The sequence below is a fragment of the Streptomyces sp. NPDC041108 genome, from assembly GCF_055592645.1.
In genome coordinates, this window is sequence record NZ_JBVIYK010000010.1 from 133181 (window position 1) to 158824 (window position 25644).

Below are 25644 nucleotides of genomic sequence, written 5' to 3' on the forward strand. Positions count from 1 at the left end.
CCGGCCGTCGGATGGTTCCGCTCAGCACGTCTCCGGGAACCGCAGGTACCGGGGTGGAACCGCCTCGGTCAGCCACACCCCGTTGGCGCTGACGCGGAAGACGTGGCCGTCCCGGTGCATGGCACCCGCGTCCACCGAGAGCACGACGGGGCGGCCGCGACGGGCACCGACGCGTGTGGCGGTCTCGCGATCGGGTGATAGGTGCACGTCGTGGCGGTTCATGGGGCGCAGACCCTCGGCGCGGATCGCACCGAGGAAGGCCGACACGGTTCCGTGGTAGAGGTACGGCGGCGGGGTCGCCGGCGGGAGGCCGAGGTCGATGTCGACGGTGTGCCCCTGGCTGGCGCGGATCCGGTCGCCCTGGACGGCGAAGCGCTGCTTGTCGTTGGCCTCGACCACGTGATCGAGCTCCGCCCTGGTGAAGGGGAAGCCATGGGCGGCGGCCGCCTCGATGAGAATGTCGATCCCGATCCAGCCACCCTCGTCGAGGGTGAGCCCGATCCGCTCCGGCTGGTGTCGCAGGTGTTTGGAGAGGTACTTGGACACTCTCACGGTGCGTCGTTCGTTCATGCCGTCAGCGTGCCTGGCGAGACCCGCGTCACGCACTTGATTTTGAACCCGATGTTTGATCCACAGCGAAGTGCGGTTATCCACAGGGGAATTGCAGATTCTGTGGACAACTCGCCGTTGAATATAGGGTAATTAGTCAAGTTTGTTGCTTTCAGGCATATTTGCGGCCAGAGTATCCAAGGTGCGTGACTGTACCTCTCGTTCGGTCGCCGCGGCGACGAAAGCCGCTGCCCGCGCGGGCCCAACCAGCTTCTGGACGGCTCGCATTGTGGAGGCCGGTATCCGCACGGAACACGACTCGTCGACAGGTTCGGCGGTGGCTCCCGGGTCGGGGTGCCGGCGCAGTCGGCGCGTTGCGAACAGCCGCATAGCGCGAGCGAGTTCGACGTCCACCGTCTGCTGTGCGAGCGGCCGCAGCCGTCGGACGAGTGCCGCCGCCTCGACCGCGTCGTCCTCGGACGGTGGCTGGTGCGCCCCGATGTAGCGGGCGAAGACGTGCTCGGTGGTGAACTCCAGGAAGCGGGTGGCGATGTGTTCGACCTGTTCCCTCAACTCCCGCAGATGACCGGCGATCGCGGACAGCGGCACTCCCGCCTCGTGCAACTCCGCAGCCACGGCCAGCTCCTGAGGGCTCGGCACGATGAAGAGGTCCTCCTCGCCGGGCACCCGCTCCAGCACGCCCAGCCGGATGGCGTCCGCGACCGCCGCCTCGTCCTGAACGCCGCCGAACCGCTCGACCAACTCGGCGCGTGACATCCGTACCGCCTTCTCGTCGGTCCACGGCCCGTCGACCTCCGCGGCCAGACCCAGGACCCCGCCGAGGCCGCGGCCCGCGTCCCAGGCATCCAGAAGTTCCTTGATGGAGGCCAGGGTGTAGCCGCGGTCGAGGAGGTCGGCGATCTGGCGCAGTCTGGTCAGATGCGCGTCCGCGTACACGTTGGCCCGGCCGTGCCGCTCGGGGCGGGGGAGCAGCCCTCGGTCCTGATAGGCGCGGATAGTTCTGACCGTGGCACCGCTGCGGTGGGCCAGGTCCTCGATGCGATAAGAGGCCCCGGCTGCTTCGTCGTTCACCATCCTCGTGCCTCTTCCTGCCGGAGGGCGTCCGGCTGCCGCCCGTGACAGCGCCGGGTCCCCGCGCGTGCGTCCGCACCCGCCGCGGCGCGTCGCGACGCCGCGGGTGCACTGTGCCGACGCTCGGCTCTCTTGCGCGGCGATCCCTCCCACGAGGGGCGGGAGGATGCGCGCGGGCGGCGGGTGACGGCCGTGCCGCGTTCCTTCCTGTCCCGGTCGAGGGAGACGCGACGCGGGCTGCCCCCGGGGCGCCTGTTTCCGCTCCCTACCGTTCCGGGGCTCACAGTGGTGGCTCCAGCCGGGCGAGTGCGCGCAGCGCCCGCGGGGCGAACCGGGACATGAAGCGACCCCCGCGGGCCTCGGGGGTGACGGGCACGACCGCCTGATCGTGGGCGACCGCGCGCAGAACGGCGTCCGCGACCTTCTCCGGCGGGTAGTTCCGCAGCCCGTACAGCCTCGAGGTCCTCCGCTGTCGGCGCTTCTCCTCCTCGGGTCCGACGCCGGCGAATCGCGCGGTCGAGGTGATGTTGGTGTTGACGATGCCGGGGCAGATCGCCGACACCCCGATGCCCCGTCCGGCCAGCTCCGCGCGCAGGCACTCGCTCAGCATCAGCACGGCCGCCTTGGAGGTGCTGTACGCGGGCAGCGACCTGGAGGGCAGATACGCGGCGGCCGAGGCGATGTTGACGATGTGACCGCCCTGGCCCCGCTCCACCATCTGCCTGCCGAACAGCCGGCAGCCGTGGATCACACCCCACAGGTTCACGTCGAGGACCTTCCGCCAGTCCTCCGCGGTGGTGTCGAGGAAGGACCCCGACAGCCCGATTCCCGCGTTGTTCACCAGCACGTCGACCACGCCGTACTCGGCGGCGGCCTTCTCGGCGAGCTTCACCATGGCCTGCTCGTCCGAGACGTCGACCACCTCGGCCCAGGCTTCAGGTGCGCCGATCAGCCGGGACAACTCCGCGGTACGCGCCGCTCCTTCGGCGTCGAGGTCGACGGCGATGACGCGTGCCCCGGCCTCGGCGAACGCGAAGGCCGTGGCACGACCGATACCCGCGGCCGCACCCGTCACCAGCACCAACTGCCCACCGAACCGGTCCGTGTACTTCCCGGTGACCACCGGTGCGGGGCGGCCGCCTTCGGTCGCCGTGACGAACTCGGTTATCCACGAGGCGAGTTGATCGGGACGCGTGCGTGGGATCCAGTGCTTGGCGGGCAGGGTGCGGCGGGTGAGCTGCGGAGTCCACGATTCCAGGTCGTCGTGGAGTTGCTCGGAGAGGAACTGGTCGCCCAGGGGCGTGATGAGCTGCACGGGCGCGTGGGCGTATGCGTCGTCACGGGGGCGGGACAGCCGGGGCCGCATGTTGTCCCGGTACAGCCACGCCCCGTTCGCGGCGTCCGTGGGCAGCGACGGGCTGGGGTAGTCGCCGCGAGGCAGTCTCTCGGCCCACCGGACCAGGCCGGGCCAATGCCTGCCGAGAGGGCCGCGCCAGGCGAGCTCGGGCAGTACGGGCGTGTGCAGTACGTAGACGTACCAGGATTTTGCTCCCTGGCCGAGGAGTTGGCCGATCCGGCGCGGGGTCGGGCGCTTCACCCGCCGCTTGATCCAGTGCCCCATGTGGTCGAGGGAAGGGCCTGACATCGAGGTGAAGGACGCGATGCGCCCCTCGGTCCGCTCGACCGTCACGAACTCCCAGCCCTGTACCGAGCCCCAGTCGTGCCCCACGAGGTGGACGGGGCGGCCCGGGCTGACCGCGTCCGCCACCGCCAGGAAGTCGTCCGTCAGCTTCTCCAGGGTGAATCCGCCGCGCAGCGGCTCGGGTGCCGTCGACCCGCCGTGCCCGCGCACGTCGTACAGCACCACGTGGAAGCGCTCCGCCAGCCGTGCGGCGACCTCGGACCAGACCTCCTTGGTGTCGGGATAACCGTGCACGAGCAGCACGGTCGGCTGCTCGGGGTCGCCCAGCTCGGCCACGCACAGCTCGACCCCGTCCGCGCGCACCCGGCGCACGCGCGCGCCTTCGAGTGCTCCCGCGTCTTCCATGTCTCCCTTTTCGGTCATCGGCACGTCCCCTCCGCCCACCGCCGCACGTGCGGGAGGTCGTCGTCGAGCCAGAACGCGCTCTCCTCGAACTCTCTGGAGTCGGTGACGACGAGGATCTCCTCGAACTTCGCGCCCGTGCCCCGGAAGCCGATGTGGGGCTCGACCGCCCAGAGCCCCGGCCGCGGCGGGTGATCGGAGAACCGGTACGGCGACCACAGCGGTGACCAGCCCTCGCGGTGCCCGCGCAGCGCGTCGGACGCGAGCCCCTTCAACGCCTGCGTGCCGAACCCGAACACATGCGGTGACCAACGGCGTTCCCGCACCCGGTCCACCTTGTGCGCGATGACGCCGAAGGGGTAGGCACGATGCCGGTTGGCGTATCCCTGACGGACCATGAGGCGATCCACGTCCTCGTAGATCTCGCGCAGCGACCGGCGCTCGCGCACCTCGCGCAGGATCAGCTCGCGGTGTGCTCGAAGGTCCGTCATCAGCCTGTCGTGCAGCGGGCTCGGCCCGAGGCAGCCCGAGTAGCCGATGTCCGCCGTGTACCCCTTGTATATGGGGGCCATGTCGAGGATGAAGGGCATTCCGGCTTCGAGGCGGCGGTCGGTGGGGAAGAACTGCAGCGGTACACGGAAGTTCACGAATGCCGTGCGGTCCCCGAACCATGCGAACGGCAGGTGGAACCAGTCCCGCACACCGCGCTCGCTCAGCCAGCGACGCTGCATCCGTGCCGCTTCGCGCTCGGTCACGCCGGGCTTCAGCTGGGCCGCGACCGCTTCGGCGCACTCGTACGCGAGCGTCTGGACCTGCCTGAAACCTCGCAGGTCCGCGGTGAGTCCGCCGTTCGGTGCAGAGGTCGTGTCACTCACAGCCCACCCGTCTCTCTCGACTACGGTCCGTGTTCGTCATGTGACATCAATGAATGTGACAGTGATCGGCGGCTGCGTCAATGGGTCGGGGCGGCGGCTGTGCATGACCGACGAGGGCAAGAGGCTCGGGACCCTGAGCGTGAACACGGCACGCGGCCCCGGGCACGAAACGGGGACGCCGGCCGTTCAACGCTTGACGGCCACTGCCACAGGGCACGTCCCGACGGGCCCGTTCGACCTCAGGGGGACCCCTAGGGGGCCCGGTGGTGGATGCCCCCTACGGGCCCGTACGACTCGAGGGTGATGGGGAGACAGCTCTGCGGGGTGACGACGGCGTCGGTCCGTGGTCCTAATGTCTAGATCGTGACTGTGATCGCGACCGAAAGCCTGAGCAAGCGGTTCCCGAGGGTTACCGCTCTTGACCGGCTCTCCGTGGACATCGGACCCGGTGTGACGGGACTCGTCGGTGCCAATGGCGCCGGCAAGTCCACACTGATCAAAATCCTGCTGGGTCTGTCCCCCGCTTCGGAGGGCCGTGCCGAGGTGCTCGGGCTGGACGTCGCCACCAAGGGCGGCACCATCCGCGAGCGCGTGGGGTACATGCCGGAGCACGACTGCCTGCCGCCCGACGTCTCGGCCACCGAGTTCGTCGTGCACATGGCTCGCATGTCGGGACTCCCCCCGACGGCCGCGCGCGAGCGCACCGCGGACACCCTGCGCCACGTCGGCCTGTACGAGGAGCGGTACCGCCCCATAGGCGGCTACTCCACGGGCATGAAACAGCGGGTGAAACTCGCCCAGGCCCTGGTGCACGACCCGCAGCTGGTCTTCCTGGACGAGCCGACCAATGGCCTGGACCCGGTCGGCCGGGACGAGATGCTCGGCCTGATCCGCCGCATCCACACCGACTTCGGCATCTCGGTGCTCGTCACCTCGCATCTGCTCGGCGAGCTGGAGCGCACCTGCGATCACGTCGTCGTGGTCGACGGTGGCAAGCTGCTGCGGTCCAGTTCCACCAGGGACTTCACCCAGAGCACGGCGACCCTCGCGATCGAGGTCACCGACAGCGACGAGCACCCCGACGGCACCGATGCTCTGCGCGAGGCGCTCCACGCGCGCGGGGTGACCGTGTCCGAAGGAAGCGGCCTTCCCGGCGCCGGGCACATCCTGCTGATCACCGCCCAGGGGGACGAGACCTACGACCTGGTCCGCGACCTGGTCGCCGACCTGGGTCTCGGCCTCGTCCGCATGGAGCAGCGCAGACACCAGATCGCCGAGGTCTTCCAGGACAACGACGAGCAGACGGGCACTCGCAGCGCCCAGGACGCAGGGAAGGAGGCGGTCGGCCATGGCGGTTGAGCAGCACGGTGCACCAGCATCGGCCCTCACCGGACAGCCCGCTCGCACGGGCGAGCAGAGCCGTATCCACAACATCGGATACCGCTCGTACGACGGCCCTCGCCTGGGCCGCGCCTACGCCCGCCGCTCGCTGTACTCACAGTCCCTGCGCGGTGCCTACGGACTGGGCCGTTCGGCCAAGTCCAAGGTGCTGCCCATGCTGCTGTTCGCGGTGATGTGCGTGCCGGCGGCCATCATGGTGGCGGTCGCGGTCGCCACCAAGGCCAACGACCTGCCCGTCAAGTACACGGACTACGCGGTCATCATGCAGGCCGTCATCGGCCTGTACGTCGCCTCCCAGGCACCGCAGTCCGTCTCGCGCGACCTGCGCTTCAAGACCGTCCCGCTGTACTTCTCGCGCCCGATCGAGACCGCCGACTACGTCCGCGCGAAGTTCGCGGCCCTGACCTCGGCCCTCTTCATCCTGACCGCGGTGCCCCTGCTCGTGCTGTACGTGGGCGCACTCCTGGCCAAGCTCGACTTCACCGACCAGACCAAGGGACTCGCTCAGGGGCTGGTGTCCGTGGCACTGCTCTCGCTCCTCTTCGCCGGCATCGGCCTGGTGATCTCGGCGGTCACCCCGCGCCGCGGATTCGGCATCGCGGCCGTCATCGCCGTTCTGACCATCTCCTACGGGGCCGTGTCCGTCATCCAGGCCATCGCCGACGAGCAGTCCAGCGCCGACGCGGTGCCCTGGCTCGGCCTCTTCTCGCCGATCACCCTGATAGACGGCGTACAGACCGCCTTCCTGGGCGCCGCCTCCGCCTTCCCCGGCGGACACGGGCCCTCCAGCGGGCAGGGAGTCCTCTACCTCTTCGTCGTCCTGGGTCTCATCGCCGGCTCCTACGGCCTGCTGATGCGCCGCTACCGGAAGGTCGGGCTGTGACCACCCTCAACATCGACCACGTCTCACGCTGGTTCGGCAACGTGGTGGCGGTCAACGACGTCACGATGACGATCGGCCCCGGTGTCACCGGCCTGCTCGGCCCGAACGGCGCCGGCAAGTCCACCCTCATCAACATGATGGGCGGATTCCTCGCCCCCTCCACGGGCTCCGTCACCCTCGACGGGACGCCGGTGTGGCGCAACGAGCAGATCTACAAGCACATCGGCATCGTCCCCGAGCGCGAGGCGATGTACGACTTCCTCACCGGCCGCGAGTTCGTCGTCGCCAACGCCGAGCTGCACGGACTCGGGGCCAAGGCCGCCCAGCGGGCACTCGCCACGGTGGAGATGGAGTACGCGCAGGACCGCAAGATCTCGACGTACTCCAAAGGCATGCGCCAGCGCGTGAAGATGGCGTCCGCCCTGGTCCACGAGCCGTCGCTGCTCCTGCTGGACGAGCCGTTCAACGGCATGGACCCACGCCAGCGCATGCAGCTCATGGATCTGCTGCGGCGCATGGGCGACGAGGGCCGCACGGTGCTGTTCTCGTCGCACATCCTCGAAGAGGTCGAGCAGTTGGCGGCCCACATCGAGGTGATCGTCGCCGGACGGCACGCGGCGAGCGGTGACTTCCGGCGCATCCGCCGCCTGATGACCGACCGCCCGCACCGCTATCTGGTGCGCTCCAGCGACGACCGTGCGCTGGCCGCCGCACTGATCGCAGATCCGTCGACCGCCGGGATCGAAGTGGACCTGGCCGAGGGTGCGTTGCGTATCCAGGCCGTCGACTTCGGCAGGTTCACGACGCTGCTGCCGAGGGTGGCCCGGGACCACGGCATCCGTCTGCTCACGGTGTCGCCGTCGGACGAGTCGCTCGAGTCCGTCTTCTCGTATCTCGTCGCGGCGTAGGAGGCCGAAAATGTACGACCCCACAGTCGCCCGGCTCACCTACCGGGCTCTGCTCGGCCGCCGTCGGGCCCTCATTCTCAGTGCGCTTCCCGCCCTGCTGATCGTGCTCTCGGTGGCCGTACGCGCCCTGAGCGGAGCCGACGACCAAGTGGCCGCGGACCTCCTCGGCGGGTTCGCCCTCGCCACGATGGTCCCGATCATCGGCGTCATCGCCGGGACCGGTGCGATCGGGCCGGAGATCGACGACGGCTCCGTGGTGTATCTGCTGGCGAAGCCGGTGAAGCGCCCGACGATCATCTTCACCAAGCTGATCGTGGCCATCGCGGTGACCATGGCGTTCTCGGCCGTTCCGACACTCGTCGCGGGCCTGATCCTGAACGGCAACGGACAACAGGTCGCGGTCGCCTACACGGTGGCGGCGCTGGTCGCCTCGATCGCGTACGCGGCGATGTTCCTGCTCCTGGGTACGGTCACGCGGCACGCGGTCGTCTTCGGGCTGGTGTACGCACTCGTCTGGGAGACGCTCTTCGGGTCCCTGGTGGAGGGGGCCCGCACGCTCAGTGTTCAGCAGTGGGCACTCGCCGTCGCTCAGAAAGTCACCGATGGCGGTCTGGTGACGTCCGATGTGGGGCTGCCGACCGCGGTGGTTCTGCTGACGGTGGTCACGGCGGGAGCGACCTGGTACGCGGGGCAGAAGCTGCGGACACTGAAGCTGGCCGGCGAGGAGTGACGGCACCCTCCGGGGCGCTCAGCCCCGGAGACCCACCTTTCTGATCTTGACCAGGGCTTCACGCTCGTCCGGGCAGACCGGGCGAGCGGAAACACGGGGGCATACGCGGCCGGAAGGGGCGGCCCGGAGGCAGGAGGCACGGGGATGGCGACAGAGGTGGCGCCCGAGGACGGCGACGCACCGAGGACGACGACCGTCGGCGCGGGCGAGGACGGCGCGGGCTCCTTGTCCGCGGAGGGCTCCGAAGGCGGAGTCACGGCAGGCGCGCGCCTCTGGGACGGCCCGGGTTCCGGCTCCGGCGGGGTACCGGGTGCCACGGAGGGATCCGGGCGAGGAGCGGTCGCAGGGCAGGGCGCTTGGGACGACGTCGTGCTGGACGAGGACTTCGTACGGGACGCCGAGACCGCCGAGCCGTCGGCGCGGGCCCGGATGCTCGCGGCGCGTTGGCGGCAGGAGGCCCCTGATCCTCAGCCCTGGCGTTCGGACGAGCCGCCCGCCGGGTGGTTCTTCAGCAAGGCACGGCGCCGCAGGTGGCGCCGACGGTGACCGTCCCCGTGGGGCGGCGGCCCGGGCGAGGGATATTCGGTGGCGGACAACTCGGCTGCCGGGCACAGTGGTTGATGTCCAGGTCGCCGGATCGAGTCGGCGTCACGTTCTGGGAGAGGAGCCCGGCGATGCTGTCCTTCAGGCGCAGTACGTCGAGTTCCCTGCAGGGCAGCCCACGGCGGGTTCCGGAGTAGTTACCCCTCCGTCGAGTCCGCGCCCCCAGCGGGGGGTTGCCCGGGGCGGCCGCTTCGAGCGCGCGAATCGCTTCGCGTGGGCCGCCCACCCGGAGGATTGGCCGAGTGGTAAGGCACCGGCTTGCTAAGCCGTGGTCGGGTTTTGCCCGCGCACGTTCGATCCGTGCATCCTCCGCCGTTTTGCTGTCGCTGTGACCTGGCCGGACTGCTGGGCCGGTGTATGTGTCGAGCACCCCGGTCGCGCTGGGGCCAGGTTGTGCCTGCGGGGTCGGTGGCGCGACAGAGCTTGGGGAGCGCTGGTGCAGCCCGCTGTGCCACCCTGCAGAGACGCCGGGGCACGCGCGCCGCGTACCCGTCCCACCAGAGGGCTCGGCTGCCACCCCACATGTCGCGGCGCCCGGCATCGTCGGCTCCGTCCCCGGCACACGCTCGCACCGCCGTCCGCTACCGCGCGGTCTCACCGCCGTTCGCTCCAGCGGCCACCTGGTGCCGGTGGCGTCGGCCTCCCGGTGGGCCGGTGGCTCGTACGGCGAGCGCGCCCCGTGCCGACGTCCGGCGCCGACGCCCGTGCGGCCGGCCCGTCCTCGGTGTGTTCCGGCTGGGCGCCGTGAGGTCGGGCGGTGGCTAGCCGAGCAGGCGGTCCAGTACCTCGGCGATGCCGTCGTCGTCGTTGGAGGTGGTCACCTCGTCGGCGACGGCCTTGAGGTCGGCATGAGCGTTGGCCATGGCCACGCCGTGGGTGGACCAGGTGAACATGGGGATGTCGTTGGGCATGTCGCCGAAGGCGATGGTGTCGGTGCGCTTCGTGCCGAGGCGGCGGGCGGCGAGGGAGAGACCGGTGGCCTTGGTGAGGCCGAGAGGGAGGAGTTCGACGATGCCCTCGCCGGCCATGGCGACCGTGACGAAGCCGCCGGCGGTCTGGCGGGAGGCTTCGGCGAGTTCGTCGGTGGTCAGGGTGGGGTGCTGTATGTAGATCTTGTTCAGCGGGGCCGCCCAGAGGTCGGACACGTCCGTGAGCGGGGTGGTGGGGAGGGAACCGTGCAGGGCGTAACCGGGGCCGACGAGTACCTCGCCTTCCAGGCCGGCCCGGCTGGCCGCCAGATGCAGAGGGCCCACCGCCGCCTCGATCTTGGCGAGGGCCACGGCGGCGAGCTGCCGGTCCAGGGTGACGGCCGTGAGCAGACGGTGCTCTCCGGCATCGTAGACCTGGGCACCCTGGCCGCAGACGGCCAGGCCCGTGTAGCCGAGGTCGTCGAGGATGTGGCGAGTCCACGGGACGGCCCGGCCTGTGACGACGATGTGGGCGGCGCCCACGGCGGTGGCCGCGGTGAGCGCCTCACGGGTGCGTCGGGAGATGGAGTCGTCGGAGCGCAGAAGCGTTCCGTCGAGGTCGGTGGCGATCAGCTTGTACGGGAAGCCCGAGGGCCGCACGGAAGATGTGCGGACCTCGGGCGTCTCCGTCGTTCCGGACGCCGCGGTCGTCCCGGAGTCCGTGGTACCTCCGGCGGCAGCCGCCTCGCTCACTTGGCCACCGGCTCCAGTACCTCGCGGCCGCCCAGGTACGGCCGCAGGACCTCGGGGACGCGGACGGAGCCGTCGGCCTGCTGGTGGTTCTCCAGGATGGCCACGATCGTGCGCGGGACGGCGCAGAGCGTGCCGTTGAGCGTGGCCAGCGGCTTGACCTGCTTGCCGTCACGGACGCGGATCTGCAGACGGCGCGACTGGAACTCGGTGCAGTCGGAGGTCGAGGTCAGCTCGCGGTACTTGCCCTGGGTCGGGATCCACGCCTCGCAGTCGAACTTGCGCGAGGCCGAGGAGCCGAGGTCGGCGGAGGCGACGTCGATGACGCGGAAGGGCAGTTCCAGCGACGTCAGCCACTGCTTCTCCCAGTCCAGCAGGCGCTGGTGCTCGGCCTGGGAGTCCTCCGGCGCGACGTACGAGAACATCTCGACCTTGTCGAACTGGTGGACGCGGAAGATGCCCCGGGTGTCCTTGCCGTGCGAACCGGCCTCGCGGCGGAAGCAGGGGGAGAAGCCGGCGTAGCGCAGGGGGAGGCGGTCGGCGTCGATGATCTCGTCCATGTGGTACGCCGCCAGCGCGACCTCGGAGGTGCCGACCAGGTAGAGGTCGTCCTTGTCGAGGTGGTACACGTCCTGGGCGGCCTGGCCGAGGAAGCCGGTGCCGGCCATCGACTGCGGACGGACCAGCGCCGGGGTCAGCATCGGGGTGAAGCCGGCGGCGGTGGCCTGGGCGATCGCCGCGTTGACCAGGGCGAGTTCGAGTAGGGCCCCGACACCCGTCAGGAAGTAGAAGCGCGAGCCGGAGACCTTGGCACCGCGCTCGGTGTCGATGGCGCCGAGGATCGTGCCGAGTTCCAGGTGGTCCTTCGGCTCGAAGCCCTCGGCCGCGAAGTCACGGATCTCGCCGTGCGTCTCCAGCGTGACGAAGTCCTCCTCGCCGCCGACGGGGACGTCGGGGTGGACGAGGTTGCCGAGCTGCAGGAGGAGCTCCTGGGTCTCGGTGTCGGCCGCGTCACGCTCGGCGGCGGCGGCCTTGACGTCGGCCTTGAGCTGTTCCGCGCGCTTGAGCAGCTCGGCCTTCTCCTCGGCGGACGCCTTGGGGATCAGCTTGCCGAGCGACCTCTGCTCGGCGCGGAGCTCGTCGAAGCGGACGCCGGAGGACCTGCGCCGCTCGTCGGCGGACAGGAGGGAGTCGACGAGCGCGACGTCCTCTCCACGGGCGCGCTGGGACGCGCGCACACGGTCGGGGTCCTCACGGAGCAGGCGAAGGTCAATCACCCTCCAAGGCTACCGGTGCGTGGTTCCGGCCCACGAATCGAATTCACCGCATGACCCTTATGCAGGTTTTCGCACCGAATGTCGATGAGGAAGAGAGGGGGAGTCGGCGCCGAGGGGAACCGGCTGTCGAGGCGGGGAAAGTCAATGAGGTGAGCGTGAACCCCTGAAAGAGGGGGTGATCGCGGCGCCTGGTTGACTCGACTCCCTTGGTGCGTAGGGGACTTGAGGTTGGGCCGTCCACAGTGGTCCACAATGCCGCAGAGTTATCCACAGGCTGTGCGAAAGATCTGTGGACTACGGGGAGGGTCGTCAGGGGGGCCGGAGGCCGACTTGAGGATTCCCGGCTCAAACCGCCTTCACGCCCACTTTCGAGTGGATTCGTGGGTAAATGGGTCGCTCTAAAGGATTGACGGGGGGAGACGCATGGACGAAGGGTGACCTACGGGGTTGTGGACGCACTGGATGCCACCAAGGGGATTTGTCGACTGTGTGGCGGTGTGTTGTCGACTTGTCCCCAGGTCGAGAAGCCGCCCTGTGGATAACTTCTGTGGACAAAGAAAATAGGCAGGTAGGACCGGCGGCAGGCGCACAGGTCTGGCCCCGGGAAGGTGCTCTCCTGGATTCACGTCGGTGAGGGACCGCCTCAGGGGCCGCTCAGAGGGGCCCCTCGGACGGGCCGCTCGGGGCCCGCCGTCCCGAAGCCCGCGGCTAGAACCGGCCGTCCTGGCAGCGTGCCACCCAGTCCGCCGCCGCCACGAACTCGGCTTCCGAGGTGCCCGGCAGCGTGGGGCGGATCTTCGCGGTGGCGGCGTCCGCACGCGGGTACGAACCGAGGAAGCGGACCTGGAGGCAGATCCGCTTGAGCCCCATCAGGGCCTCGGCCACCCGGCGGTCGGAGATATGGCCCTCGGCGTCTATGGCGAAGCAGTAGTTGCCGATGCCCTCGCCGGTCGGGCGGGACTGCAGCAGCATGAGGTTGACGCCGCGGACGGCGAATTCGCCGAGGAGATCGCGCAGCCCGCCGGGGTGGTCGTCGCGCTGCCAGATGACGACGGACGTCTTGTCGGAGCCCGTCGGTGCGGCGGGCCGGGCGGGGCGGCCGACCAGGACGAACCGGGTCTGGGCGTTCTCCGCGTCGTGGATCTCGGTCTGCAGCGCCTCCAGGCCGTACCGCGCGGCCGCGAACTCCCCGGCGAAGGCGGCGTCGTAACGGCCCTCCTGGACGAGGCGGGCGCCGTCGGCGTTCGAGGCGGCGGATTCCCAGACGACGTCCGGGGAGAGGTTGGCCTTCATCCAGTTGCGGACCTGCGGCTGGGCGGCCGGATGCGCGGTGACCGTCTTGATCTCCGACAGCTTGGTGCCCGGCCGGACCAGCAGCGCGAAGGTGATCGAGAGGAGCACCTCGCGGTAGATCATCAGCGGGGCACCGGCGACCAGCTCGTCGAGGGTGGTCGTGATGCCGCCCTCGACGGAGTTCTCGATCGGGACGAACGCTGCCTCGGCCTCGCCGTTGCGGACGGCGTCGAGCGCTGCGGGAACGGACACCATCGGGACGAGCTCGCGGGTCGCGGCCTCCGGCAGCGTGCGCAGGGCGACCTCGGTGAAGGTGCCCTCGGGGCCGAGGTACACGTAGCTGGCTGGCATGGGCTCACCCTAATGGGCCTCGCGGGGCCCCAGCGCACGCATGTCGCCCCACCACTCCTGCGAGCGACGTAGAGCCCTCGGAGACACCCGCACACCTCCTCGGGGCCCGGCGCCGGGCCCCGGTCCCCCAGGTCCCGAGGGCGGCCGCACCCACCGGCCGGGTCACCAACCACCGACTGGGTCGCCAACCACCGGCCGGGTCATCACCCCCCCGGCCGGGTCACCACCCCCCGGCCGGGTCACCGGCCGGTCGTCCACCGGTCAATGGGTGGCTTGCCCGGCCGGTCAGCTCTCCAGCAGCCGCTGCCCCACGTACTCCCCCTCCGCCGCGCCCCCCGGTACCGCGAAGAGGCCGCTCGACTCGTGGCGGATGAACTTGGAGAGCGCGTCGCCGCGGTCGAGTTTGCGTTGGACGGTGACGAAGCCGCGGAGGGGGTCGGCCTGCCAGCAGACGAAGAGGAGGCCGGCGTCGGGGACCCCCTTCGCGTCGATGCCGTCGTGGAAGGAGAACGGGCGGCGGAGCATGGCCGCCCCGCCGTTCTGATCGGGGCGGGTGATACGGGCGTGCGCGTTGATCGGCACGAGCAGATTGCCCTGGGCGTCGGTCTTCTCCAGGTCCATCGCGGTCGTCTCGGTCGCCTTCTCGCCGCCGCTCAAAGGCGCGCCGTCGGACTTGCGCCGCCCGATGACGTCCTCCTGCGCCTTGACCGAGAGCTGTTCCCAGTCGTCCAGGAGCATGCGGATGCGGCGTACGACGGCGTAGGAGCCGTTCGCCATCCACGCCGGGTCGCCGGAGGTGGACGGGGAGGCGGACGCGGGCACGAAGATCCGCTCGTCGAAGTCGGACTCGGCCGGCTTCGGGTTGCGGGTGCCGTCGATCTGACCCATCAGGTTGCGTGCCGTCATGGGGTGGGCCGTGGCGCCCGGCGAACGGTTGAAGCCGTTCATCTGCCAGCGCACCCGGGCCGCGCTGCCCGCGTCCTTCTGGATCGCGCGCAGGGCGTGGAAGGCGACGAGCGCGTCGTCGGCCCCGATCTGTACCCACAGGTCGCCGTTGCTGCGCGTCCGGTCGAGCTGGTCCGAGGAGAAGTCGGGCAGCGGATCCAGGGAGTCGGGGCGTTGCTTCTCCAGACCGGTACGGGCGAAGAAGCTGTGTCCGAACCCGAAGGTGACCGTCAGCGACGACGGTCCCGCGTCACGGGCGATATCGGTGTCGTCCTGAGCCGTGGGCTCGCCCGCCATCAGTCGCCGGGCCGTGTCCGACCAGCGGCGCAGCAGAGCGGCTGCCTCCTTGCGCCCCGCCCCGGCGGCCAGGTCGAACGCGACGAGGTGGCCACGGGCCTGGAGGGGAGTGGTGATGCCCGGCTGATGTTTCACGTGAAACCTCTCCTCCCCCGCGCCGATGGAGGAGAGCGGCGTGATCTTCTCGCCAGAGGAGGACGAGGAGGAGGACCCGGCCGCGTAGCCTGCGGCGGCGCCTGCCGTGCCCAGCGCTAGTCCGGTCGCGCCGGCGGTGCCCAGCAGCAGGCGACGCGAGATCGCGCCACCGGCGGCTGAGGTGTCGCCGCTCCCCTCCGTGCCCGAAGGGCCGGACGGAGGCCGCGAGCCGTCCTCGGCCGCGCGCGACCGTGCGGCATCGACCGCGCGTGCAGCACCGACGGCGCGTCCGGCACCGACCGCGCGTCCGGCACCGACCGCGCCTCCGGGGCCTGCCGCGTGTCCGGCACCGACGCTGTCACCGGCGCCGGCGCCGGCCGCCTTCCCGTCACTGCCGCGCGCCCCGTCCGGTGTGACGGAGTCGCCTTGGACAAGGTCCTGGTCAGCCATGGTGTGTTTCAGCCGATCTTCGCGTTCTTGCTGACGGTCACCTGGTCGATCTCAGATGTCCGTACGGTGATCTCGATGTTCCAGTCGCCCGCCATGGGGATCTGCACGCCGTTCGCCGTCCAGTGACCGGTGGTGACGCGCTCGGGGACGACGGGCAGGGGGCCGATCTCCTTGGCCTTCAGGGTGAAGGCCACCTTCACTTCGGGGACGTCGAAGGGTTTGCCGTCCGGGCCCTGGACGTAGACGTGCATCTCGTTGGCGCCCACGCGCGCGGGGTCGATCTGCAGCCGGGCCACGCCCTTGCCGTTCTTGCCGCCCGTGTCGAACGACATGTCCAGCGCCAGGGCTCCCGACGTCTCGTTCTCCTGCCGCACGGCGGCGTTCGCCGCCTTGGCCTCCTCCACGGTGCGGCCGGGTTCCGCGGCGGTCAGCGCCGTCGTGACGGCGAGCAGGACGACGGCGACACCCGCCTCCGCCAGTACCGACCGGCGAAGTCCCCTACGGCCGGGATCGGCGTCCCGCAGGCGCTTCTCCCTGGTGCTCGCCACGGCCGCCCGCTGCCGGGCGAGCTGGGCGGCCCGCTCGGAACCCTCGTCGGCCCGGTTTCCGGAACCACCGCCCGTGCCCCCCGCGGACCCACCGGTGGCATGCGCAGCCGCCGGCTCCTTCTCCACCACGGCTTCCGTGTCCTGTGCGCCCCGCGTCTTCGCCGCGGCCTCGGAGGCATCCGTCTCCGCCGCCTCCGGTGCTTCGGCCAGCTGCGCGGTCCACCGGCGGGAGACCCACGCGATCCCGACCAGCAGGGCGACCAGGCCGATCTTCACGAGCAGCAACTGCCCGTACGAGGTGCCGGTCAGCGCGGACCAGGTGCCGACCTGGCGCCACGACTGGTAGATGCCGGTCGCGGTCAGAACCAGCACACTCGCGAACGCGACCCGTGAGAACCGTCGTACGGCCTCGGTCTCGACCTGTGCGTCCGCCGGTGCCCGGAACAGTGCCACGAGCAGTGTCGCCAGGCCGCCCAGCCAGGCGGCGACCGCCAGCAGGTGCAGGATGTCGACGGGCATCGAGATGCCGGTCTGGATTCCCGTCGAGGCGTGTTCGGCCATCGCCCAGCTCGCGGCGAGACCTGTGGAGACCACGCCTCCGCCGATGGCCAGCCCGAGGGTGAGGTCCCGTCGGAAGGAGCCGTCGTCCTCGTCCTCGTCCCCGTCCTCTTCCTCCTCCTCGTCCTGGCTCTCGGGTGCGGAGTCGGCTTCCCCGGTCTCGCCGAGCTCTCTGGCCTTCCCGAGCCCCGTGGGTCCTTGCTCGACCTCCTCGACCTGCTCGACCTCCTCGACCTCTTCGTCCCGCCGTGCGTACGCGCCGAACAGCACCGCGATGAACAGGGCCGCCGCGGCGAGCAGCAGCAGGCGGGAGACGAGGGCGGCGCCCGTCTTCGTCTGGAGGACCTGGCTCAGAAGGTCGAGGTCGAAGACGTCGCCCAGCTTGCCGGAGCCGGTGTAGGAGCCGCGCAGCAGCAGCATGGAGAGGGTGGCGGTGGTCAGTGTGAGCCAGCCGGAGACCACGAGCCGCTGCACGGGCCGCACCCCGGCACCGCGCTGCCAGCAGGCCAGCACGAAGGCCGCGCCGCCGACCAGCACGATGAAACCGGCGTACGACAGGTAGCGCGCGAACCCGTAGAGACCGCCGACGACCCCGCCGCCGGCCTGCTGCTCGGGTACCGCCACCGTCGTCTTGGAGGGTGCCCCCACGGAGAAGGTGAAGGCTCCGGAGACGGGGTGGCTGTCCGCCGAGACGACCTGGTAGGTGACGGTGAAGGTGCCGTCGGGCAGGCCCGAGTGCAGACCGACCGAGTAGCTGTTGCCGCCCAGTTCGGTGACCTTGCCGGTGTCGGCCTCCTTGCCCTTGGGGTCGTACACGCGCACCGCGCCGTCGGACATCGCGACCTTCTCGGAGAAGGTGAGCGACACCTGGTCGGGCGCGTCCTGGACCACCGACCCCTGCTGAGGGTCGCTGCCGGTCAGCGCGGCGTGCGCGGAGACGGGCACGGCGCCGGAGAGCAGCACCCCGACGGCGGCGAACAACAGCAACAGCAACGGCCTCAACCGGCTCACGGTGCTCCCTCCCTCAGCGCCCGTTGGTCGGCTGGTACGTCGCCGACTTCACGGGCATCTCGACCGTGATGGCCTTGGACTCGGTGAAGTTCAAGCGCAGGGACACCGTCTCGCCCTCCTTCGGCTTGCGCTTCAGGTTCTCGAACATCAGGTGGTTTCCGCCGCTCTTGAGCACGAGTTCGCCGTCGGCGGGGACCTTCAGGCCGGTGACCTCCTGCATCGACTGCCCGGTGGTCTCGTGCACGGTGACGTCCTGGGCGATGTCGCTGGTGACGGAGGTCAGCTCGTCCGCCTTGCCGCCGTCGTTCTCGATGACGAGATAGCCGGCCGCCAGGGAGTCCGTGACGGGTTGGGGCATGTAGGCGGACTTCACGGCCAGCTTCGCGGCGGAGGAGTCGGAAGAGGAGCCGCTCGAACCGCACCCGGCCAGGACGAGCGCGGTCGTGACCAGGACGGGGCCGGCGAGTCGAGACCTCACGGGTTCTCGCCCTTGAGCAGCTTCGGCAGGTCCTTCTCGTAGTCCTGCACGGTGGCGTCGTCGTCGTACAGCACATAGCCCCCGTCGGTCTTCGGCGAGAACGCGATGACCTGGGTGCCGTGCTGGGAGACGATCTTGCCGTTCTTCTTGGCGGGTGCGTCGATGGAGATGCCGAGGCGGAGGGCGCCCTGCTGGATGTCGTCGAAGTCGCCGGTCAGGCCGACGATCTCGGGGTCGATGCCCTTGAGCCACTTGCCGAGTTCCGCCGCGGTGTCCCGCTCGGGGTCGGTGGTGACGAAGACCAGCCGGAGGTTCGCCAGCTCCGACTTCGGCACCTTCTTCGCCACCTCCTTCTTCGCGACCGCCAGGTTGTTCATGGTCAGCGGGCAGACGTCGGGGCAGTTGGTGTAGCCGAAGTAGATCAGCGTCGGCTTGCCCTCGGTCTCCTTGCGGAGGTCGTACGGCTTGCCGTGGGTGTCGGTGAGGACCAGATCCGGCTTGGTGAACGGCTGGTCGAGGACCGTGAAGGGCTTCTGGGGGCCGGTGTCGGAGACCTCGGCGACCGACGTCGTGGAGGCGTCGCCCGTGCCGCAGGCCGAGAGGCTCAGGACGGCCGCGACCAGCAGGGCGCCGGCCGCGAACGTCTTCTTCTTCGTGTTCGTGTGCATGGAGGATGTCCAGTTGGTTCGAGCCCCGGCGCGCACGGGGACGTACACGTGCGCGCCGAGGGGGAGGGCCGGGAAGCCGGAGACTCAGGCGTTCGTGCGCCGGCGGCCGGCCAGGACGCCGTAGGCGACACCCGCGGCGCCGACGACGATGCCGACGACGCCGAGGACACGGGCGGTGGTGTCGCTCGTGGCGGCGGGCTCGGCGGCGGTCTCGTTCGACGCGGCCTTGGCGTCGTCGGCGTCCTCGGACTCGTCGGAGGCGGTGGAGGCGGACGAGCCGTGGTGGTCTCCGGTGGCGGCCGACAGCGCGAGCACGGGGGCCGGGTTCTCGGGCTCCTCCTCGCCGTCCTTGGGCACCTCGATCCAGCGGACGACCTCCTTGTTGGAGTACGTCTGGATCGCCTTGAAGACCAGTTCGTCGGTGTTCTCGGGGAGCTGGCCGACGGAGACCGGGAACTTCTGGAAGAAGCCGGCCTTGATGCCGGCCCCGTCGGCGGTCCACGTGATCTTGGAGATGGCCTCGTCGATCTGTTCGCCGTGCAGTTCGAGGGGCTTGTCGAGCTTGGCCTTGGTGACCTTGATGTCCCAGCCCGGGACGGCCTCCGGCTGGGCCGAGGCGAGCGGGTGGTCGGTCGGGAAGTTCACCTCGAGCTTGGTGGTCGTGGCGTCGTCGCGCTCGTTGGGGACCTTGAAGTTGACGGTCGCGTATCCGCCCTTGGCCGCGGCGCCTTCCGCCGCGACGCTGACGTGCGCGAACGCGGGACCGGACAGGAGGAGGACGGCGGAACCGGCGAGGGCGCCGACGGCGGCGACACGAGAAGCCTTCATGACTGGTGACACTCCACAGTGAGTGAGGAAGAGGAGAGAGGAGGACGAGGGGTGCGCGCGCTGTGGACGGCTGCCGGGACCGAGCCCGGGGCCGAGGCGGATGCGCGCGTGCGTCGACGCCGTACGACGGACTCCCTCTCCCAGGTGTGGAGTGAGCGGGCGTCGTGTCAGGCGGCGAGGGCGAAGAAGGGGGCGGCGGGCGGGGGGCCGCGCCGGACGAGCGTGTGCTGGAGGGCGGTCGTCCGCAGGGTCGCGGGCGCCGCGTACCCGGCGCGCGGAGCGCGAGGCGCGGCCTCCGGCGCACTCGGAAGCCCGGTCCGCAGGACCCGCGCCAGCGCGAACGCGCCGCGCAGGGACCGTACGGGCGGCTCCTGGGCCGACAGGCGGGCCAGGCGCAGCAGCGCCAAGTCGCCGTGGCGGAGCAGCCATCCGGCGGCCACGGCCGCGAGCACATGGCCGAGCATCATGGGCAGCGACGGCAGCAGGGTGGCGGAGGAGCCCGTCGCGGTCGTCATGTCCGCCGGCGTGTGCGCGGCGTGCGCGCCGCCGACCCCGGCGTCGACCAGGATCCGCTGGGCCTGGGCGGGGCTCAGGGCCGCCGCGGTCGTACCGCACACGAAGCGGGCGGCGCGCTCCACGAGCGCCGCGTCCATGGCCTCCGCGGTCCGTGAGGCGGCCGTCGGCCCGTGCTGGCCCAGTCCGAACAGACTGTGCAGCAGGGTCTGGCCCACCGCCAGCGTCGCCGCGATGCCCGGCAGGGAGCGTTCCCGTCCGGCCAGAGCGGCCGCGACGGAGAAGACGCCGACGAAACCGACGCCCAGGGTCCACAGCGGGATCGCCGCGCACGAGGCGAGGGCGTGGCCGGCCGCGGCCAGCGCGACACAGACCGCGGCGAACACCGCGGCCCGAAGGACCCGGAGTTCACCTCCGGCGCGCGCGGGGCGCGGGGTGGTCGGCCGCTGTGGGCGGGGGGCAGTCATGGCGGGCCCATCATCGCACCGGGGCGCTCCGCTGGGTTCGGCGGGTTCACGGCGGGAGGTACGGGGGTGAGGGGGGCGGTGTTCAGGTGGGGGCTCGGGCGCGGGCTGAGTGGGGGGTCGGCCGACGGTCGGTCGGCGGGTGAGGGGTCGGTCGGAGGCCGGGCGGGCTGAGGGGGGCGGCAGGCGGTCGGTCGGCGGGTGGGTGCGGGGCGGGTGGGGGCTGGTCGCGCAGTTCCCCGCGCGCCTGGGGGCAGGGATGTCCGGCGGCCTGGAAGGTACCCGGAGGCCACGGCAGGGCTCGTGCCTCCGGGGCAGCGCCGCCTACGTACCCCTGGAATGCCAGGCTCTCCAGGTACCTGAGAACGTCGCCCCCCGGCTGCCAAGCCATGGCCTGGTGTGCACGGAGGGGCAGGTGATTCGGAAGAGTTTCGTCCGCATACACCGAATGCGCGGGGTGCGCATCCGCCGTATGGGCGGACAGACCGCGCCCGGGCGATTGCGCGGTGCTCTCGGCGGCAATACGTAACGGTATGTCGAGCCGCGGCCTGGAGGCTGGAGCATGAGCATCTGGTGGTCACTCCATCTGCGGCGTGAGGCTGCGAGCGTGCCGCTCGCCCGGCGGCTGCTGATCGGCACGATGGAGACGGCGGGCGTCGACCCGGACGTCTCCTACGACCTCTCCGTCGCCCTCAGTGAAGCCTGCGCCAACGCTGTCGAGCACGGCGGTGGGATCTCGGCCGGCGCCACCACCGAGGCGTACCGGGTCACCGCCTACCTCGACGGCGAGAAGTGCCGTATCGAGGTCGCGGACTCCGGACCCGGCTTCCCGCACCGCCCGCCGGTCCGCCCGGCCCAGGCCCACGCCGACGCCGAGAACGGCCGCGGACTGTGTCTCATCCGCGAACTCGCCGACCACGTCCACATCGGCAACAAACCGGATCACGGCGGCGCGGTCGTCAGCTTCGACAAGATCCTGAAGTGGCGCGAGGACGCCCCGCTGGTGGCGGTGTAACGCCCTCGTACCCACCCCCGGCCCGCGTCAGATCTGGTGCGGCTCCAGGTCCCGTCCGACGCGCTGCCAGGACCGGACCAGCGTGGTGACCGGGTGGGCTCTGCCCAGCAGATGGGTCAGCCGGGTCACCGCCTTCTCCTGGAGCTGCACGGCCTCCTCCCGGCCGGTGTCCCGCAGGGTGACCGCCAGATTGCCCATGCCGACCAGCACATCGGGGTGGTCCGGGCCGAACCGCCGGCGCAGTCCGTCCACGGCCCGGCGTTCCCAGTGCTCCGCCCGGTCGTGCAGCCCGCGGTCGCCGTAGGTGTTGGCCAGGTTGAGGCCGGCGGACAGGACGGACGGATGGTCGTCCCCGAGGGTGGCGGCCAGACAGTCGCGGGCGTGGCGGCTCAGCTCCTCGGCCGTCTCCGTGTTGCCGAGGGCCCGGTGGTACATGGCGAGGTTGTTGAAGCAGTACATGGTGAACGGGTGCTCGGCGCCGAACGAGTCCCGGTACCCGTCGAGCACCTCCTCGACCTGGCGGACGGCCCGCGCGGGACCGTCCTCGGCGTCCGTGGCGTAGTAGTCGGCGGCGAGGTTGAGCCCGCAGGCGAGGACCTCGGGGATCGTGCTGCCGTAGCGGTCGTGGTAGCGGGCGTACGTCTTCCAGGTCTCCTCCGTGATCCGCAGCGCCTCGGCGGTGCGGCCCGCCTTGCGCAGGGAGACGGCGAGGCTCTTGTCGGCCTGGAGGACCTCCGGTACGCCCGGGTTGAACACCTGCTCGAACCCCTCGCGGACCTCGCGCAGGAACTCGGCGGAGGTCCGGTAGTCGCCGAGGTCGCGCAGATCGCGCGCGTGGAGCCCCTTGGTGGCCAGGGTGTACGGGTGCGTCGGGCCCAGCAGCGCGGTGCGGCGGCGGACCGTGTCCTCGTCGAGCCGGCGCGCGGCCTCGCTGTCGCCGGCCAGCCGGAAGTCGATGGCGAGGTTGTTGGCGGCGGACAGGGTCCGCGGATGGTCCTCGCCGAAGACGGCCGCGAAGCCCTGGTGGATCCGTGTGTCCAGCTCCAGGGCCTCCTTGAACCGGCCCAGGGCCCGGTAGTCGGCGGCGACGCTGCCGGAGGCGATGAGCACGGTCGGATGGGCCTCGCCGAACAGCCGCCTCCTGCCGTCCCGGGTGCTCTCGTCCATGGCGACGGCGGCCTGGTAGTCGCCCTGGGCCCGCAGCACGTTGGCCAGCTGGAAGCGCAGGTTCAGGATCTGCTCGTCGTCCCGGTCCCCGAACGCGTCGGTCCACAGTTCGTGCAGCTGGGTGGCCAGGGTCCGCGCGGCCTGCAGCTCGCCGCGCCTGCCCAGATAGCGGACGCGGTCCACCATCAGCTGACGCGGCTCGTCCTTGGTGCAGGAACGGATGTTCGACGGGGTCAGATGGGGCCAGATCACCTCCAGACCGGGCCACTGCGCCGGATCGTCCACGGCGCCCTCGCTGGGCCGTGCGGCGGCGAGGATGCGGTGCACCTCGTGCATGGTCTCCAGGTGCCGCTGGTCGTCCAGGCTGTCGCGCACCGCCGCCTGCACCAGCCGGTGCACCTGGATCGAGTTGTCGGCCGAGTCGACCTTGGCGAGCGCGAGGCGGTTCAGGGCCTGGGTGACCCGGCCGAGCATGTAACGCGCCCGCAGGTCGCGGTCGTACGGGAGGAGCGCGTCGATCATCGCGTCGCTGCTGATCAGGGACATCGAGATGGGCTCGGCGGCGAAGAAGGCGCACAGTTCCAGGAGCCGGGCGGCGGCCGGTGACTCCTCGCGCAGCCGGGCGATGGAGATGTTCCAGGTGGCGCCCACGGAGGACGGGTACTCGACCGCGTCCACAGCCTCCTGCACGGACAGCACCCGCGTGGACTGCTCCCGCAGCTGCTCGATGTACTCCTGCACCGGGGTGGCCGTCGTCTCCAGCCAGGCCGCCGCGACCTCCACGGCGAGCGGCAGGTCGCCCAGCGCGTCGGCGACCCGGTCCGCGTCGTCCTCGCGCAGTCCCGGCACCCGGCGGCACAGGTGCTCCACACTCTCCTCGCGGGTGAAGACCTCCATCTCCAGGGACTGGACGGCGGTCGAGGCGGGCCGGGCCCGGGTGGTGACCAGGACATGGCCGTAGACGTGGTCGGGCAGGGGCGCGGAACGCTCCGGGAAGAGGTGCAACGCCTTGTCCAGGTCGGGGACGTTGTCGAAGATCAGCAGCCAGCGCTGGCACGGGTCCCCGTGCCGCAGCGCCGCCATCGCCGCCTCGGCCGCCTCGGCGACGTCGTCGCCGACGGGCAGGTCCAGCTCCTGGGCGAGCGCGGCGACCTTCGGCAGGACCAGGTCCGGCTGCTCGGCGTCGATCCACCAGACCAGGTCGTAGTCCGCCTTGAACCGGTGCGCGTACTCGCGGGCCAGCTGTGACTTGCCCACCCCGCCCAAGCCGTGCAGCACCTGCGGCAGCCGCTGTCCGGAGCGGCCGCTGACCAGGCGTTCACGCAGGCGGTCCAGGATCGGTGAGCGACCGGTGAACCACGGGTAGCGGGGCTGGACGTTGGAGATCCGCGTGCCGGTGTTGGGGAAGCGGGCGGTGCCGCCGGGCGGCGCGGGCAGGATGTCCGGATGGTCGAGGCCGGTCAGCAGTGTGGTGTACGCCCGCTCCTCGTCCAGCCGGGTCAGGTCGATGGCACCCCGGCCGGAGTGCGGCAGGCTGAGCCGGACGTCGTCGACCCGCACCGCGACCGGCCGGTTGCGGGGCTTGCGCCCCCCGGCGCGCACCGCGTCGTCCCAGGCCCGGCGGGCCCGCCGGGAGTTGAGGAACGCGGGGGAGACCACGGCGAGCAGCCGTTCCGAGTCGCCGTCCGCGTCCGCGTCCGTGTCCTCACCGCCCGTGCCGGTCCCGGTGCGGCCCTCCTCCCCGGGCATCCCGTCGGCGTGCTGCGGCAGTTCCCGGACGTCCATCGGCACCACCTCGAAGCCCGCGCCGCGCAGCACCGACTCCAGCCAGTCCACCCACATCCGGTCCTCGGAGACGTAGTACAGCACCAGCCGGGAGACGGGCAGCGGCCGCCTGCGGGTGTACGCGGCCTTGTACCGGGCCCGCTTCTCCTCGCCGATCACGGGCAGCCGGGTGACCCTGCCCTCGGAGACGACGGAGGTGACCCTTTCGCAGGCGCTCAGCATGGAGTTGGCCGTCTTCGGCGGGTCGCCGAAGGCCGCGAGGATCTCCTCGTAGGCGTAGTACGGCTGGTAGAGGACCTCCATCGACGACCAGTAGTCGGTGAGCCGCTCGCCGTCCAGGCCGGCCGGCAGCCCGGCGAAGCGCTCCCGGGCCAGGGCGCGTCCCGCGTCGAGCTTGTCCTTCTCACCGAGGTCGATGCGCATGGCGAGCGGCAGGATGCGGATGCCCTTGTGGCCGAACCGCTCCCTGACGCTCTGTGCGACGGCCGCGGCGCCCTCGATGCTCTGGCCGCTGAGGGTGTAGCAGACGACCAGGGTGTTGGGCATCTGCACGGTGCAGACGTCGGCGAGGTCGCTGAGACCGGTACGGCTGTCGATCAGCGTGTAGTCGTAGTGGCGCCGCATGTCCGCGCGCATCGCCTCGAAGAACCGGCCGCCGCCGTAACTGGAGTAGAAGAGGTCCCAGTCCATGTTGCCGATCATCGGGTAGTCGTCGTGCCGGCGGCCGGCGGACAGGAAGTCCAGGCTGCCGCCGTCGGGGAACGCCCAGTCGAGGGTCAGGGCGTGCGGCCGGACGCGGGCGTACCGGCGGTGCCAGTCCGGGGCGCGGCCGGGCAGGTCGCGCAGCGCCTCGCGGCGGTAGTCGCCGATGAGGTTGCTCAGTCCGGGCGTCGCCCGGAGCATCGCGGGGTTCAGGAAGGGGTGGAAGAACTTGTGCAGGCCGGGGGCCTCCAGGTCCCAGTCGACGGCCAGGACGCGGTGTCCGCCCGCGGCCAGGATCCACGCCACGTTCGCGAGCGTCATCGTTCGCCCGGTGCCGCCCTTGTACGAGTAGAACGTGATCACCGTGCCGTTGCGGTTCTCCGTCATGGCCCGCCGTCCTCCGCCCTCTGCGACCC

At 70.9% G+C, this 25644-nt stretch carries 20 protein-coding genes and 1 tRNA gene; 7 read left to right on the forward strand and 14 right to left on the reverse strand.

The features are described 5' to 3' along the window. Positions 1 to 21: 21 nt before the first annotated feature. The 4 genes from ACZ6BB_RS26925 to ACZ6BB_RS26940 form a co-directional block, all read right to left on the reverse strand. Entirely contained in the window at positions 22 to 570 is a 549-nt protein-coding gene (locus ACZ6BB_RS26925; RefSeq protein WP_471617732.1) for an RNA 2'-phosphotransferase, read from the reverse strand. A gap of 132 nt (positions 571 to 702) precedes the next feature. Further along, positions 703 to 1644: a MerR family transcriptional regulator gene (locus ACZ6BB_RS26930; protein WP_471617733.1), complete on the reverse strand. Its 942-nt coding sequence runs from the start codon at positions 1642 to 1644 to the stop codon at positions 703 to 705. Between the two features lie 277 nt (positions 1645 to 1921). Next, the gene (locus ACZ6BB_RS26935; protein WP_471617734.1) at positions 1922 to 3706 is read right to left on the reverse strand and encodes an SDR family oxidoreductase; all 1785 of its coding nucleotides are present in this window, start codon (positions 3704 to 3706) and stop codon (positions 1922 to 1924) included. Further along, positions 3703 to 4560, reverse strand: coding sequence for a M24 family metallopeptidase (locus ACZ6BB_RS26940; RefSeq protein WP_471617735.1), 858 nt, complete (start codon positions 4558 to 4560; stop codon positions 3703 to 3705). The genes ACZ6BB_RS26935 and ACZ6BB_RS26940 overlap by 4 nt, the downstream gene beginning before the upstream one ends. A gap of 369 nt (positions 4561 to 4929) precedes the next feature. On the opposite strand from ACZ6BB_RS26940, the gene ACZ6BB_RS26945 reads away from it, so the two are divergent. The 6 genes from ACZ6BB_RS26945 to ACZ6BB_RS26970 all read left to right on the forward strand — a co-directional run bounded on the left by ACZ6BB_RS26945 (position 4930) and on the right by ACZ6BB_RS26970 (position 9397). Continuing rightward, complete coding sequence (locus ACZ6BB_RS26945; protein WP_471617868.1) at positions 4930 to 5919, forward strand: ABC transporter ATP-binding protein; 990 nt, start codon at positions 4930 to 4932, stop codon at positions 5917 to 5919. Next, positions 5909 to 6844 (forward strand): ABC transporter permease subunit, encoded by a 936-nt coding sequence (locus ACZ6BB_RS26950; RefSeq protein WP_471617736.1) that lies wholly within the window; start codon positions 5909 to 5911, stop codon positions 6842 to 6844. The genes ACZ6BB_RS26945 and ACZ6BB_RS26950 overlap by 11 nt, the downstream gene beginning before the upstream one ends. Next, positions 6841 to 7752: an ABC transporter ATP-binding protein gene (locus tag ACZ6BB_RS26955; RefSeq protein WP_005482879.1), complete on the forward strand. Its 912-nt coding sequence runs from the start codon at positions 6841 to 6843 to the stop codon at positions 7750 to 7752. Before ACZ6BB_RS26950 ends, ACZ6BB_RS26955 begins: the two co-directional genes overlap by 4 nt. A gap of 10 nt (positions 7753 to 7762) precedes the next feature. Further along, positions 7763 to 8482, forward strand: a complete 720-nt coding sequence (locus ACZ6BB_RS26960; RefSeq protein WP_471617737.1) for an ABC transporter permease — start codon at positions 7763 to 7765, stop codon at positions 8480 to 8482. Between the two features lie 225 nt (positions 8483 to 8707). After that, positions 8708 to 9028, forward strand: a complete 321-nt coding sequence (locus ACZ6BB_RS26965; RefSeq protein WP_471617869.1) for an SGM_3592 family protein — start codon at positions 8708 to 8710, stop codon at positions 9026 to 9028. 285 nt (positions 9029 to 9313) lie between these two features. Further along, positions 9314 to 9397: transfer RNA gene (locus tag ACZ6BB_RS26970), tRNA-Ser, on the forward strand. Between the two features lie 449 nt (positions 9398 to 9846). On the opposite strand, the gene ACZ6BB_RS26975 is transcribed toward ACZ6BB_RS26970, so the two are convergent. From ACZ6BB_RS26975 to ACZ6BB_RS27015, 9 genes are all read right to left on the reverse strand, one after another. Continuing rightward, the gene (locus tag ACZ6BB_RS26975; RefSeq protein ID WP_471617738.1) at positions 9847 to 10746 is read right to left on the reverse strand and encodes an HAD family hydrolase; all 900 of its coding nucleotides are present in this window, start codon (positions 10744 to 10746) and stop codon (positions 9847 to 9849) included. Beyond that, on the reverse strand, positions 10743 to 12020 hold the full coding sequence (serS, locus tag ACZ6BB_RS26980; protein ID WP_471617739.1) for a serine--tRNA ligase: 1278 nt from the start codon (positions 12018 to 12020) through the stop codon (positions 10743 to 10745). The genes ACZ6BB_RS26975 and serS overlap by 4 nt, the downstream gene beginning before the upstream one ends. Before the next feature lie 708 nt (positions 12021 to 12728). Next, positions 12729 to 13664, reverse strand: a complete 936-nt coding sequence (gene pheA / locus ACZ6BB_RS26985; protein ID WP_013002307.1) for a prephenate dehydratase — start codon at positions 13662 to 13664, stop codon at positions 12729 to 12731. Positions 13665 to 13949: 285 nt separating this feature from the next. Further along, positions 13950 to 15491 (reverse strand): iron uptake transporter deferrochelatase/peroxidase subunit, encoded by a 1542-nt coding sequence (gene efeB / locus ACZ6BB_RS26990; RefSeq protein ID WP_471617740.1) that lies wholly within the window; start codon positions 15489 to 15491, stop codon positions 13950 to 13952. An 8-nt stretch (positions 15492 to 15499) separates the two neighbouring features. Beyond that, complete coding sequence (locus tag ACZ6BB_RS26995; RefSeq protein ID WP_471617741.1) at positions 15500 to 17608, reverse strand: copper resistance CopC/CopD family protein; 2109 nt, start codon at positions 17606 to 17608, stop codon at positions 15500 to 15502. Positions 17609 to 17621: 13 nt separating this feature from the next. Then, on the reverse strand, positions 17622 to 18086 hold the full coding sequence (locus ACZ6BB_RS27000; RefSeq protein ID WP_471617742.1) for a copper chaperone PCu(A)C: 465 nt from the start codon (positions 18084 to 18086) through the stop codon (positions 17622 to 17624). Next, entirely contained in the window at positions 18083 to 18754 is a 672-nt protein-coding gene (locus tag ACZ6BB_RS27005; RefSeq protein WP_471617743.1) for an SCO family protein, read from the reverse strand. The genes ACZ6BB_RS27000 and ACZ6BB_RS27005 overlap by 4 nt, the downstream gene beginning before the upstream one ends. Positions 18755 to 18838: 84 nt before the next feature. After that, positions 18839 to 19582, reverse strand: a complete 744-nt coding sequence (locus tag ACZ6BB_RS27010) for a YcnI family copper-binding membrane protein (protein ID WP_471617744.1) — start codon at positions 19580 to 19582, stop codon at positions 18839 to 18841. A 167-nt stretch (positions 19583 to 19749) separates the two neighbouring features. Then, positions 19750 to 20562 (reverse strand): hypothetical protein, encoded by an 813-nt coding sequence (locus ACZ6BB_RS27015; protein WP_471617745.1) that lies wholly within the window; start codon positions 20560 to 20562, stop codon positions 19750 to 19752. Between the two features lie 559 nt (positions 20563 to 21121). On the opposite strand from ACZ6BB_RS27015, the gene ACZ6BB_RS27020 reads away from it, so the two are divergent. Further along, positions 21122 to 21574, forward strand: a complete 453-nt coding sequence (locus tag ACZ6BB_RS27020) for an ATP-binding protein (RefSeq protein ID WP_471617746.1) — start codon at positions 21122 to 21124, stop codon at positions 21572 to 21574. A gap of 27 nt (positions 21575 to 21601) precedes the next feature. Here ACZ6BB_RS27020 and fxsT read toward each other — a convergent pair whose 3' ends face one another. Beyond that, positions 21602 to 25615 carry an FxSxx-COOH system tetratricopeptide repeat protein gene (fxsT, locus tag ACZ6BB_RS27025; protein ID WP_471617747.1) on the reverse strand — a complete coding sequence of 1338 codons (4014 nt, stop codon included), beginning with the start codon at positions 25613 to 25615 and terminating at the stop codon, positions 21602 to 21604. Positions 25616 to 25644 lie beyond the last annotated feature (29 nt).

Excerpts from the sequence above, each read along its gene's own strand:
- ACZ6BB_RS26930 (WP_471617733.1), bottom strand. The coding sequence starts at position 1,644 with ATGGTGAACGACGAAGCAGCCGGGGCCTCTTATCGCATCGAGGACCTG.
- efeB (WP_471617740.1), bottom strand. The coding sequence starts at position 15,491 with ATGGCTGACCAGGACCTTGTCCAAGGCGACTCCGTCACACCGGACGGG.
- ACZ6BB_RS26960 (WP_471617737.1), top strand. The coding sequence starts at position 7,763 with ATGTACGACCCCACAGTCGCCCGGCTCACCTACCGGGCTCTGCTCGGC.
- fxsT (WP_471617747.1), bottom strand. The coding sequence starts at position 25,615 with ATGACGGAGAACCGCAACGGCACGGTGATCACGTTCTACTCGTACAAG.
- ACZ6BB_RS26950 (WP_471617736.1), top strand. The coding sequence starts at position 5,909 with ATGGCGGTTGAGCAGCACGGTGCACCAGCATCGGCCCTCACCGGACAG.
- ACZ6BB_RS26925 (WP_471617732.1), bottom strand. The coding sequence starts at position 570 with ATGAACGAACGACGCACCGTGAGAGTGTCCAAGTACCTCTCCAAACAC.
- ACZ6BB_RS26935 (WP_471617734.1), bottom strand. The coding sequence starts at position 3,706 with ATGACCGAAAAGGGAGACATGGAAGACGCGGGAGCACTCGAAGGCGCG.
- ACZ6BB_RS27020 (WP_471617746.1), top strand. The coding sequence starts at position 21,122 with ATGAGCATCTGGTGGTCACTCCATCTGCGGCGTGAGGCTGCGAGCGTG.
- ACZ6BB_RS27015 (WP_471617745.1), bottom strand. The coding sequence starts at position 20,562 with ATGACTGCCCCCCGCCCACAGCGGCCGACCACCCCGCGCCCCGCGCGC.
- ACZ6BB_RS27005 (WP_471617743.1), bottom strand. The coding sequence starts at position 18,754 with ATGCACACGAACACGAAGAAGAAGACGTTCGCGGCCGGCGCCCTGCTG.
- ACZ6BB_RS27010 (WP_471617744.1), bottom strand. The coding sequence starts at position 19,582 with ATGAAGGCTTCTCGTGTCGCCGCCGTCGGCGCCCTCGCCGGTTCCGCC.
- pheA (WP_013002307.1), bottom strand. The coding sequence starts at position 13,664 with ATGCCAGCCAGCTACGTGTACCTCGGCCCCGAGGGCACCTTCACCGAG.